Source organism: Paraburkholderia sp. SEWSISQ10-3 4 (assembly GCF_030464785.1).
GTDB lineage: Bacteria > Pseudomonadota > Gammaproteobacteria > Burkholderiales > Burkholderiaceae > Paraburkholderia > Paraburkholderia aspalathi.
Genome location: NZ_JALPRI010000003.1, coordinates 38,364 through 50,445, shown reverse-complemented (window position 1 = coordinate 50,445; position 12,082 = coordinate 38,364). Strand labels below are relative to the sequence as shown.

The following is a 12,082-nucleotide window of genomic DNA, read 5'->3' as shown; positions in this document are numbered from 1 at the left end:
AGATCGCTCAAGCGACGTGATGGACCCAGCCGAACGGATCGGCGATCCTGCCACGCTGTATGCCGGTGAGCCTGGTGCGAATCAGTTGCGTGACGGGGCCTTCGCCACCATCGCCGATCCTGAACTCGCCGCCGGCATGACGGACCTCGCCGATCGCCGTGACGACCGCCGCGGTGCCGCAGGCAAATGTTTCCTTAACGCGACCGCTGGCGGCGTCCGCTTGCCATGCTTCGAACGAGTACGGCGACTGGTCGACAGCGATGCCTTCACGCGCGGCCAATTCGATGATCGAGGCGCGCGTGATGCCCGGCAGGATCGTGCCCGACAGGGGCGGGGTGCGCAGCGAACCATCGTCCAGCACGAAGAACACGTTCATGCCGCCCAGTTCTTCGATCCACTTGTGTTCCGCGGCGTCGAGGAACACGACCTGGTCGCAGCCCTTGTTAGACGCTTCGGTCTGCGCAATCAGGCTCGCAGCGTAGTTGCCGCCGCATTTCGCGACACCGGTACCGCCCGAAGCGGCGCGCGTGTATTTATCCGACACCCACACGGTGACGGCCGATTTGCCGGGCTTGAAGTACGGACCCACCGCGCAGGCGATCACGCAGAAGATGTACTCGTGCGCTGCGCGCACGCCCAAAAAGCTCTCCGAAGCGAACATGAACGGGCGGATGTACAGGCTCGCACCTTCGGCGGCTGGAATCCATGCGCGGTCGATGTCAACCAGCTTCTCGACCGCTTCAAGGAACGCGGCTTCGGGCAGTTGCGGCATCGACATGCGTTCGGCCGATTCACGGAAACGCCTGGCGTTAGCTTGCGGCCGGAATAGCGATATCTTGCCGTCCTCACCGTGATACGCCTTCATGCCTTCGAAAATCTCCTGCGCATAGTGCAGCACCGCGCAGGCTGGGTCGATCTCGAACGGACGACGGGCTTCGACCTTGGCGTCATGCCAGCCCGTACCCTCGGTCCAGCGGATCGTGACCATGTGATCGGAAAAGACGCGCCCAAACGCCGGGTTGACCAGCTTGGCGGCGATCTGGTCAGCGGGGGTAGCGTTGGCGTGCGGCTCAATGACAAACTGCAGTTGATTCTCAGTGCTCATGTCTCGGTACCTCCAAAAAAATTCGCGCCCTGAATTCTGCCATCGTAAACGGCATCCGTGCCATTGGCCACGTCTCATCGCCGCGAAGTCGCCGATGTGCTGAAGCGGCTGCAGACGCAGCAGCAAGCATCGGCGACTCTCCCGCAAGCCGCCGAGTTATCACGGCAAACCATCCCGCGCATCCAGAAGCGTGAGGCCCCTTGTACTGCGTCGCTCAACGGCTTGAGACGCACCCGTCGAGTTTCACGACTCCAATATGCGCTTCGAAACCCGTTGACTTTATACTAGAACGATCTATATCATTTGATCGACGGGAAATGTCTGAACATTCAAATCGAATGTATTTTTAACATTTCAGGCGTGGTGCCATGCAAACCGCTGACGGAAAAATTAGCTAACCCGGATTCAATAAGGGCTGCGGCAATTCTATTCAGGATCGGCGGCGGGGTCGCTTTGGTCATGGCGATACCAAAGGCTACAGCTCCATAAATACAGGTGAGCTTCATCGGCTCAGCCTGAATCAATTTCGTCCGTAATAGATTGCGCTGCGCCAGGAGATCAACAAATACGGCTGAAAGTCCGAAGACAGTTGATGTGCGAATATGCCGGCAACGAGCGGGAGTATTCGTGCGCCCAAAATTTAACAGTAATCAGAACAAGTAATGGAGGGTTTATGCGGTCTGCAGGCGTTTTACTCATAGGCATCATGGTTTCAGTGTTATCAGCCTGTTCAAGCATTGCCAGCAGTACAAACATGCTGACCGACGACAAGATTAAATCGAGCACCTCGGGCACGCTGGGGTACTCGCCAGACGATATTGCGATAACCAGCCGTCGCACGGAAGGGACGAACCCCTATGTCAATCTGAAAGCGAAAGATGGCAAAGAATACACATGCACTATCAACGGCGGAAACATACTCACTTTCGGCATGACCAACCCGCCGGCTTGCAACCGGAAAGGCCAACCCCGCCAGGCAGGACCGATGCAGTGAACGCGATGCTCTACTGCAGCCGCGCAACCTGATTCGGGCCACGACACCGCTCGCATTCATCCTGCCGCGTGATCTGCGGCACCCGATAACGAATGTGCAATACCCGCGAGAGCTGTTTGGCCTGACGCGCATGTAACCCACCATCGCCGTTGATCTTGACGACTTGTGAAGACGGTGGGTGCTGCATTACACGATTAGGATTACCAATAAATAAGTATCTGGCGCACATGAAAATGATGTGCCGTATAGCCCCTGCTTGCCTTTCAGTTGAGGTGATAGAGCAAGCAATCGAGCAACGGGTGTCCCGATTATCGATAGATGTCGTGCTTTGTGTCAGTTGATAGCTGGGAAAAACCAGTTGGGATTGAATAAAAAAGGACTTTTATGAAACCCATAGCGTGGATTGTTATGGCTACCTGCCTCACGTTGACAGCGTGCGGCGGTAGCGACGTTTCAAAAGACGGCGGTTCCTCGTCATCGGCGACCAACCCCGGATCGCCCTCCACGCCGTCGTCGCCCGGGGACGGAGGCACCTCCAAAGCGCAGGCCGGCTGGTCGAAAGTAGCCGCAATAGACGGCAAAGCCCCGGAAATCGAGCCCAGCACAACCATCGATACGAACGGCAACACGCTCGTCACGTGGATGACGAGTGGTCCCTCGGGCGGGCTCGGCAACGAGATGTGGGGCGCGCGTTATGTGCCCGGGTCGGGCTGGGGAACGCCGACGCGTCTGGATACGGGCGATGGCAGCCATTCGATGACAGGGCCAGGCACGATTCAGCCGCAACTGGTCGGCAACGCCAGCGGCCAAGCGGTTGCGTTCTGGACGGAATGGATGCCGGGGCCCAATGCCTATGCGCTGTGGGCGCGCCCATATAGCCCAACTACAGGATGGGGAACGCCATTCGAAGTGGCGCCGAGCGTCACGAGCTCCACGTATACAGCAGGGATCGACGACCAGGGCAACGCCATCGTCGCCTGGCCGCAGGCGATTGACCTGCTCAATTCCCGAATCGCATGGACGCGCTATACGACGGACGGGACGTGGTCGACGACGGCACTGATTCAAATGCCGGCGCAGACCGGCCCGGGTGCCGTCACCGGTGATACCAACAATGTAAGGCCGATGATTTCGGTCCTACCGTCCGGCAGCGCGGTGCTCGCGTGGAGGCAGACCAACACGACGCAGTCGGCGCTCTGGACGGCCACGTTCGATGCGACCAACGGCTGGACCAACGTCAATCAAGCCGTATCGGACACGAGTCTGTTCACGACGATCGAGTTCCCCGCGGCTGGCATGGATACGAAGGGCAACATCACGCTGGTGTGGGGGCAACTCGATGTGACGAGCGGGAAAATCTCCACCACCACCATGTCGCAGCGCTACGTAGCGGGAACCGGCTGGCAGGCGGCTCAGGCCGTCGCCCCGGAGATTACGGAGCCGAGTGGCTTCATCGCCACGCCAATGCTGACCGTCAATGCAAACGGTGTAGCGGCCGTCATGTGGGCAGAGGGCGGCGTCGTTCTGCAGGCGAGTGTTGCGGACGCCAGCGGGACCTGGGGGCCGCTGCATCAACTGACGGAGCACCTGGATACGACGGCGCAACAGTATCCGCCCCTTGTGATCGATGCGGCAGGCAACGTGACGGTTGCGTGGCAGGACGCGAGTACGGCGGGTTCGTCGGACGTTCTCGCTGCCAGCTATCGGAACGGTGCGTGGAGTACGTCGACATTGTTCGGGCAGGACCCGCAGGACGCCTCCTGGCCCGCGCTGGCCGTCAACGCATCCGGGGCGATGGCGCTCATCTGGCAGTCGTACATCCAGAACGTCGGCTCGGAACTGCAGGCCAGCTTTTATACCCCGGGGACGTAATTGATTCGTAGACGTCATCCAACTGCCTTCGCCGGATGCCTCGGCGAAGGCGGAATGCATCGCCGTTAGCGAGCAAACGCACAGAGTGAAGATTCAACAAATCGATAAGGAATGACCATGCAAAAAGAACTGTATCCCGCGATGCGGACTGTCATCGGAATGGCGGCCGTCAGTTTGGTTTTGTCGGCCTGCGGAACGACGCAGATGAACATGATCGATGTTCAGGCGTCCACCGCCAAAACAATAGGGTTGGCTTCTTCGGACGAGATTGTCATTGCCAACGTCCAGTATGGGCAGAAGAACGGCCTGGGCGGCCAGCAAGTGAGTTACGACGCCACCACCGGCAAGGGACGGCGTTTTACCTGCACAGTGTTTATGATCCCCGGGCTGACGCCGATCGACAAACCGACTTATAACGATTGGGAATGCCATCCGCACCGTTGACTACCGCAATGAGGAAGACGGTGCACGCATCCGCCTCCCCGCCAAGCTGACAGACCCCTCCGCAAGCGCTATTTGCGCTGAACTGGAATGACCGGCGTGGTGCTCGTCGGCGTCGTCCCGGATCAGAAATGCTGCGACGATGCGCTGTCGGTTTCGGGGAGCAGTGCGAATTGCGGGCCGTTCGCGAGAGCGAAGTCGAGCATGACGGTGAGCGCCAGTCGCGCGATTGATTCTGGCAACAGACTGTCCGGATGACGGCGATACGCGGCGATCAATGGCAATGCCGGAACGCGGTGCGTGACTTTCAGCATCTGCAGCCGCCCGGCCGCGAGGTCTTTCATCACGAATGCGCACGGCAGCACCGCGATGCCGAAGCCGTCGATCACCATGTGAATGATCGCGGCGACGGACGACATACAATTGATTTGCACAGCCGGTTCGCCTACCGATTCGAACAGACCGACAAGAAAGGTATGTGGTAGCGAGTGCCGCGCAAATCCGATGATCGGAAACGCGGCGAGTTCCGCTTCAGTCAGGGTTTCGTCCGAAATATTGAGCGACGGGCTCGCGATCCAGCACATCGGCAGACTGCCAAGTGCAATGCCTGACGTTTCCGCGGCGGTTGTCGGTGTGAGCTGTAGTGCTACGTCGATATGACCGCTGGCTAGCTGGGCAACGAGATGCGACGAGGTGTCACCGGTCAGCTCAATCGTGAGATTCGGGTATTCCTCGCGCACGCGCTTGAGCAAATCCGGCAGCCACGTATGAATGATCGATTCCACTGCTCCTAGCCTCAGCAGCCCGGAAACCTTCGACCGGTCGCCGACGCTGTCGAGCATGGCCTGGTTCAGCTTGAGTATCTGCTCGGCAAATGGAAGTGCTTTCGTGCCCACCTGTGTCAGCGTGACCTCGCGTGACCCCCGGTCGAACAGCTGCACACCCATTTCCTGTTCGAGTGCGGAAATGCGGCTCGATATGGCCGCCTGGGTTGCATGCATGCGCTCGGCAGTCAGGCGGAAGTTGCGCAGGCGCGCCAGCCAGACGAAGGTCTCCAGAAAACGTATGTTCATATCGAATCGACCCAACTTTATGCGGGATTGAGCCGCAGTTTAGCCTGACGCACCGGCTGGCGTAGTAAAAAGGCTTCCGGCTTACCCATAGAAATTCTTGTCGAGCGCGGCCAGGACTGCCGCGCGCGATGGTTATGTGACGTCGGATGAGATGGGCGATAAATTTTATTTGTCGATGCTGAACGGAATTTTTTGCTGGACGCTGAATTTCGGCGATCAAATACTGGCCCGCTTGCGGTCGAGGGAAGGGAGGGACCTGCAACACGGTGACGAACGGATTTTCAGATCCGTCTCGGGTGAACATTGAGCTGAATATAGATCCATAAACATTGTCCATAGTTGGGAGACACAATGCCGGCAGCAGGAAGATCAATCAATGTTCGCGAATTCATCGATGAGCGCAGAGTTAGTCCATTTCAATGGCTGGTCGGGTTTTTAGCGTTCCTGATCATTTCATTGGACGGCTGGGACACCGTTATTATTGGTTTTGCCGTGCCGGAGCTCATCAGGGAATGGGGCGTGACCAAGCAAGCGCTGGCTCCGATACTCAGCGCTGCATTGTTCGGCCTCGCTCTCGGTGCTTTTGTCGGTGGCCCGGTGGCGGACCGGTTTGGACGCAAACGCGTCCTCACCACCAGTGTTTTTATCATTGGCATTGGGACACTTGCCACTGCGTACGCTACATCTCTCGGGATGATGTTGCCAATCCGGTTTGTCACAGGGCTCGGTCTGGGCGCAGTCATGCCAAACGTGGTGGCCCTGTGGTCCGAGTACGTTCCTGAACGTCGGCGCTCCTTCCTTGTGACTGTGTGTACAGTGGGTTCACAGTTGGCGCCGCCCTGTGCGGATTCATCGCAGCCTGGATCATTCCAGGCTACGGATGGCGCACCATGCTCATGGTCGGTGGCACGCTTGCAATTTTTTGCGTGCCTCTTCTCATACTCTGGCTACCCGAATCAGTTGCATTCCTGACGGTCCAGAACAGGCGCCCTGAACTGATTGGCAAGATTCTTTCTGCTATCGGTCGTACGAACGTGCCTGCTGATACGCAATTCTTCCTGCCAGCACAACCGGTGGTGAAAGGTGGCGCTATCGGGACAATCCTTTCGAAGCGCTATGTAGCCGGCACGGTCCTCATCTGGCTTTGCTATTTCGTCGGGCTGTTCGTCACCTATCTGCTTTACAACTGGCTACCCACAATGGCGAAGGAGGCGGGATATACGAGTGCCGAGGGCGCCGTCATGGTAGGGGTTTTGAATTGGGGGGGCACACTGGGCTCGATTGCCATCGGTTGGCTGATGGATCGCTTCGATCGATACTATACGGTCGCAGTGAGCTTTTGCATGGCGGCAATTTCGCTCTGGGCAGTCCATAGCGTAGAGTCGACATTCTGGGCTTTGCAGATACTTGCATTCGCCTGGGGATGGTTCATTCCGGGAACAAACACAGGAATGAACGCATTGACAGCGCGCTTCTACCCGACCGTTGCCCGATCCACCGGCTTGAGTTGGATGCACGCGTTCGGGCGATTTGGAGCCATTGGCAGCGCGTTTGCCGGCGCAGCAATCCTAAGTGCGGGACTGGGGCTCGGTCAGATCCTCCCGATGATGGCCTTTGCGCCGCTGACAGGTGCGGTAGCCGTACTCATCATCGCTGGTCTCGTGAGGCGCTGGGCGCTCGCAGATGAGTCGGCGACAAAGACCGAGCCGTCGAGTGCTGAAATTTCGCCAAGCGCTTGACGGGCCGTTGAACCCAGGAAGCAGGGACCTGAGATCAGATCCCTGACCAGGACGGGATCATGCCGGTCAGGTTTGGTAAGGATCAACGACGCTCGGTTCAATGTGGAATCTGTACTATTGCGCAAGGAGAATTCGACGCATAAGGCAGCTTCAAATTGACACGACTATCTACGTTGCTTCGCATCCAGCTACTCGGGAAGGCTTCAATTTTTGCCACCTGTTTGCTGGGTGCCGCGGTTGCACACGCCGATTGTCGACTCAAAGCCACAGCGCCACAGGATCTTGTACTCCCGTCGAAAACGCTTACTGCGTCTCCGGATATGCCCGTGGGGTCGACGATAGGATCGGTTCGCGTCGCAGCGGAGCGCGATATCCCGTTCGCCTGTAGTGGCACATCGAATGTACGCGAAGCAAAACTCACTGACATCTTCGCGCCCGTGCCGGGCTTCAGCCGGGTGTTTGCTACTAATGTTATCGGCGTAGGTCTGCGTGTCAGCGCAAGCGGCGGAAACTTTGCGGGCATTGACGATACTTCGCGCCCCGTACCCTACAAAGTTTCAGTCCCCACTGAAGCGGACCGTTTAACCGGATTCTCACTCCAGGTGGACTTCGTCAAGACCGGTCCAATACAGGACGGCGTGCTTGCGGCGGGAAGGCTTCTGAGCGTTCGTGTCGGCGAGACGGATATCGTCGATGTCGACATCCCGGTCAACGCCATCGTTTTCACCTCATTCCAGTGCGATGTGGTACGTGCCAACGGCATGGTCGCCACAGGCATAGGCACGAGGGGCGCATTTTCCGAAGAAAGCGTTGTAGTGCATAACGGCTGCAATCCGGGCGTCAGTGTCATGATTCAAGCGACCCAAATAAACGCCTACGGCCATTGGCCCAACCTTCCTCAACCGGATTCAGATCGAGGCCGCCCTGTGGGTGCCATCAGTGTGCGTGCTAACGCCTTCTCGCGAAATCTACCGGACGGAAGTTCCGCCGCCTTTGACGGTGTTGGAGGTGATTTCGGAGTCGGCGCAACCGGCGGAGCGGGCCGGGTCTCGAACTTTCGTCGGTAGCGCAAACAACGCGCACTACACATCTGCCGCTGAGTTCGTGATGCAAAGTCGTGCCATCAAAACAGAAGCGTAACGACTGGCGGCCCTTGTTCCGGGCTACGAAGCGACTGTTCAAATCCGATAAGCAGAATAGAAGTGAAGTGCGAGTGTTTTCGATAATCACGCTCTTTCCGCCATGGGAGAATCGCCACGTGAGCGGGGCCTTTTGCCTTTTGCGGTGAGCGCAGCTACTCACGGGAGACTGTGGTTTGCCGGAGCGATGCGGTCCGTGACAACCGCGCTTAAGGAGGCGTCTTCCGGCACACAAGAACATACACACCATCGACGTGCTCTCGGGTTGCATTCCATGCACCTGTCCAGCGATCGAAGGCAAAAGCCAACATACGGTTCGGGCAATATCCATGTCAACCAATAAAAAGACGCCACATGCTACGGCCGGCCAGTCCCCTACACACGCCCCTTCTCTCCTTCTCAGGTCGGCACTACGCCGCTGGAACCTGCGGGTACAGTGGACGATCGTCGCACTGAGCGCCATCGGCGCCGTCGTGGCAACGCGCTGGTACGGCAGCTATGGCGCCGCGTTGGGATTGGCGCAGTTCCTGGTGATCTTCGGGCTGTTCGGGGCCGGCCTGATCCACGCGATCTCGACCTTGCGAGCCCAGTTAAATGCGCTGTGCGATGGCGATCTGATGCAGGACGTGTCTTTGCCTGGACGCGACGAGCTGGCGGCACTGGGTGAACAGGCGCGCTTGCTCGCTTACCAGTTATCGCAGGTAGTTGCGCGCATCCGCAGCGAAGCCGAACTGATCGCGATGGGCGGCGCACAGGCGACCGAACATGCCACCTTGCTGTCGCAGCGCACCGAATCGCAGGCTGCCAGCCTGGAGCAGACCCGTGCCTCGCTTCAGGCCTTGCTGGAAGCCGTGCGCTACAACACCGATCAGACGCAGCAAGCCGATGAGCGCTCCACCCGTGCGCATGCCGATGCAGTCGCGGGGCAGGCAGCGGTGCGCGCTTCGGTCGAAAGCATCGAGCGCATCGAGCAACGTTCGCACGAGATGGGAGAGATACTCGGTGTGATCGACGGCATCGCATTCCAGACCAATATTCTCGCGCTTAACGCGGCAGTCGAGGCCGCCCGAGCCGGTGATTCCGGCCGCGGTTTTGCCGTGGTCGCCACCGAAGTGCGGGCATTGGCGCAGCGCAGCGCGCAAGCGGCAGCGGAAGTCAAGAAACTGATCCAGCATTCTCGCGACGAGGTGAGCGACGGGGTGCAAGCCATCGAAGGCAGCCGGAATCTGCTGTCGCGCGCGGTCGACGCGGTCAGCGAAGTGGCCGCTTTGCTGCGCGACGTCGCCCGTTCGAGCAGCGAGCAGACCACCGGCTTGCAGGAGATTGCCCAGGCGGTCGAGGTGCTGGACGACATCACTCACAGCAATGGCGAGATGGTCGGCGGCTCGGTGGAAACGGCGAGTCTGCTGCAAGCCCGTGCCGATCGACTAAGCGACGGGGTTAAATATATCCGGTTGCGGCAGGGCTGTGCCAACGAGGCTCGAGCCATGGCGGAGCGTGCGGCCCGACTGGTCGACACCGAGGGGCCGGAAAATGCCGTGCGCCAATTTCACGACCCCAAGGGCGGCTTTCGCGATCGCGATCTCTATATCGTGGTTGCGGACCGGGACGACTATTTCCGTGCCTTCGGTTCCGATCCGGGCAAGGCAGGCAAGCTGCGCAAAGAGGCGCTGCCGGGCGACGACCAATCCGCGATCCGCGAGGCCAGTTGGCGCGCGGTCGAACAAGGCGGCGGGTGGATCGAATTCAACGGACGCCATCCCGTCACCAGGCAACCGGTGGAAAAGATCGGCTATATTGCGCCCGCGCTCGGCGGCCGCTGGGCGGTCCAATGCAGCGTCAACCGCGGCGATGGCCTGAAGCCGTTCACGAGCGCTTGAGCGCGGCGACTGCGATTGATCATTCGCAGTCGCATCTATCGGGAAGCGCTGCAGGAATACTGTTGACGATGCTCAATGGCACCCGATAGCGCAGGTGATCAGACCGAAAGCGCCGACTATCCCCACACCCGCGCCGAGCCCGAACGTCTCGAGCGACGTGGCACAGCCTTGCAGACTGCAGGCAACCGCAAGCGCAGCGGCCAGAAGAATTTGCCGGACCTGGTTGCGCCCAACCAGGCAGTGTCGACTAATGTGAATCATGTTTTTCCCCTCTGTCCTCGATGGTCAGCAAGCGCGAAAACGCAGAGGCGAGTGTAACCAGCGCGCTTCGGCGCAGAATGGACAAATACCCGGGACAAAGACGGTGTTGATTACCAATGCTTCCACGCCGGTAATCACTGTTGTTGCCGAACGGCTTCCTGCGTGATGACGTGATGGATAAATCTGGATCAGGCCTGGCCGTGTACGGTCTACGTTTTATGACTGGACCTCCGCGGCGACATCAGCTTCAAAAGCCCTAGGCGATTCGGAGTGGTTCGAATTATGGGAAATCAACGAAACCTGATCTTCTGCAAGCCGTCCCGGTAAAGCAGCCTTCACGAACTCGAACCATGTCTGAACCTTGGGCTCGCCATAGTGGGCAGAAGGACACAACACGTACGCGTTTCGGGCTGCTAGCCGATACTGCGGCAAAACCCGAACGAGCACACCGCTGCGCAATGCCGGCAGCGCCCGCGATAGAGACAGCTGACCGATGCCGCCCCCCTCCTGTATTACGTTGACCAGTACGTCGGTCGTATCAGTCAATACCCGCGCCTGATCGCAGCAAAACACTTCGGGTCCGGCAAGTCCTTCGAACAGCCATTGCTCGGAGGCGTCGTCCATATGTCTGACTTGCAAGCACCTATGACGGCGAAGTTCGCTGACTGTTTCAGGGACACCATGGCTTGCCAGATAAACCGGTGATGCGCACAGCACGGTACTGGTTGCGCCGACGCGCTCAAACACCATGCGCTCCATTTGCGGGACGGGATTGCAAAGAAGTATCGTGTCGTGAATATCCAAAGCTGCATCCAAACTCCCGCTCAGGAGCGACGTTTGGACCGTTACCTCAGGATAGCGCGCTTGATAGCCGTGAATAAGCCACGCGAGATGGTGAGCATCGAACGTCGGATCCGCACCGATTCGTAACGTACCAACGGGCTTGGCGCACAGACCAGCCGCCTCGGCTTCCGCCAGTTCTAACCGGTCAAGGATGAACTTGCAGTGCGCAAGATATCGGTCACCTGCCGCGGTCAATGCCACGCTGCGGGTTGTGCGGCTTAGCAAGCGCAAACCCAGGTGTGTCTCCAGCTCTGCGATGGCGCGCGATACCTGCGGCGTCCCAACTCGCATCTGTCGCGCTGCTGCGGTAAAGCCGTTTGCATTTGCGACGGCCACGAAGGCGCGGATACTTTGCAACATGTCCATTCACATCCTTCTGCAATTCAGGTAAGCCACAACCTCATGTCCGATCGATCGCACAGCAGGCAGTAGGCGACTATGCAGACTCCGCGCTCTCACTCCGTGTCAGATTGGAGACCAAGTTTGACAGAACAAAAACACCTCTCACCATTTTGCGTGATGTGATTCTCACTCTCTCGTTTACTTGATCCAAGCAGGTGTGGATGATTCTTTTGTAGGGATACCCTGACCAACGACAATCCAGACTCCTTAGGAATGATCTTACTTACGCTAAGGAAATCCTTCGGTGAAGCCGAGAGAGTTAAGAAAGGTACGTTGCATAGCCTCTTTTGCATGTCGAAAAAATACATATAGTTTCCATTCCTAATCGACGGT

The 12,082-nt window shown here is 58.5% G+C and carries 9 protein-coding genes and 1 pseudogene; 6 read left to right on the top strand and 4 right to left on the bottom strand.

Annotated features, from left to right (window positions below):
- Nucleotides 1-7: 7 nt before the first annotated feature.
- Nucleotides 8-1,105: a branched-chain amino acid aminotransferase gene (locus M0D68_RS08750; RefSeq protein WP_093635320.1), complete on the bottom strand. Its 1,098-nt coding sequence runs from the start codon at nt 1,103-1,105 to the stop codon at nt 8-10.
- 329 nt (nt 1,106-1,434) lie between these two features.
- The gene (locus M0D68_RS08745; RefSeq protein ID WP_167378411.1) at nt 1,435-1,611 is read right to left on the bottom strand and encodes a hypothetical protein; all 177 of its coding nucleotides are present in this window, start codon (nt 1,609-1,611) and stop codon (nt 1,435-1,437) included.
- A 248-nt stretch (nt 1,612-1,859) separates the two neighbouring features.
- Between M0D68_RS08745 and M0D68_RS08740 the strand changes: the two genes are divergently transcribed.
- The 3 genes from M0D68_RS08740 to M0D68_RS08730 all read left to right on the top strand — a co-directional run bounded on the left by M0D68_RS08740 (nt 1,860) and on the right by M0D68_RS08730 (nt 4,415).
- Nucleotides 1,860-2,099 carry a hypothetical protein gene (locus M0D68_RS08740; protein ID WP_266224200.1) on the top strand — a complete coding sequence of 80 codons (240 nt, stop codon included), beginning with the start codon at nt 1,860-1,862 and terminating at the stop codon, nt 2,097-2,099.
- Nucleotides 2,100-2,483: 384 nt separating this feature from the next.
- Nucleotides 2,484-3,971 carry a hypothetical protein gene (locus tag M0D68_RS08735; RefSeq protein WP_093635318.1) on the top strand — a complete coding sequence of 496 codons (1,488 nt, stop codon included), beginning with the start codon at nt 2,484-2,486 and terminating at the stop codon, nt 3,969-3,971.
- A gap of 117 nt (nt 3,972-4,088) precedes the next feature.
- Nucleotides 4,089-4,415: a hypothetical protein gene (locus tag M0D68_RS08730; RefSeq protein ID WP_093635317.1), complete on the top strand. Its 327-nt coding sequence runs from the start codon at nt 4,089-4,091 to the stop codon at nt 4,413-4,415.
- A gap of 122 nt (nt 4,416-4,537) precedes the next feature.
- On the opposite strand, the gene M0D68_RS08725 is transcribed toward M0D68_RS08730, so the two are convergent.
- Nucleotides 4,538-5,485 (bottom strand): LysR family transcriptional regulator, encoded by a 948-nt coding sequence (locus tag M0D68_RS08725; RefSeq protein ID WP_200653176.1) that lies wholly within the window; start codon nt 5,483-5,485, stop codon nt 4,538-4,540.
- 456 nt (nt 5,486-5,941) lie between these two features.
- Between M0D68_RS08725 and M0D68_RS08715 the strand changes: the two are divergent.
- From M0D68_RS08715 to M0D68_RS08705, 3 genes and pseudogenes are all read left to right on the top strand, one after another.
- Nucleotides 5,942-7,224, top strand: a pseudogene (locus tag M0D68_RS08715) (MFS transporter); the annotation flags it as partial.
- A 326-nt stretch (nt 7,225-7,550) separates the two neighbouring features.
- Complete coding sequence (locus tag M0D68_RS08710) at nt 7,551-8,291, top strand: hypothetical protein (protein WP_266224198.1); 741 nt, start codon at nt 7,551-7,553, stop codon at nt 8,289-8,291.
- A 401-nt stretch (nt 8,292-8,692) separates the two neighbouring features.
- Nucleotides 8,693-10,243, top strand: coding sequence for a methyl-accepting chemotaxis protein (locus M0D68_RS08705; RefSeq protein WP_256457524.1), 1,551 nt, complete (start codon nt 8,693-8,695; stop codon nt 10,241-10,243).
- 477 nt (nt 10,244-10,720) lie between these two features.
- Here M0D68_RS08705 and M0D68_RS08700 read toward each other — a convergent pair whose 3' ends face one another.
- Complete coding sequence (locus M0D68_RS08700; protein ID WP_093635311.1) at nt 10,721-11,713, bottom strand: LysR family transcriptional regulator; 993 nt, start codon at nt 11,711-11,713, stop codon at nt 10,721-10,723.
- Nucleotides 11,714-12,082 lie beyond the last annotated feature (369 nt).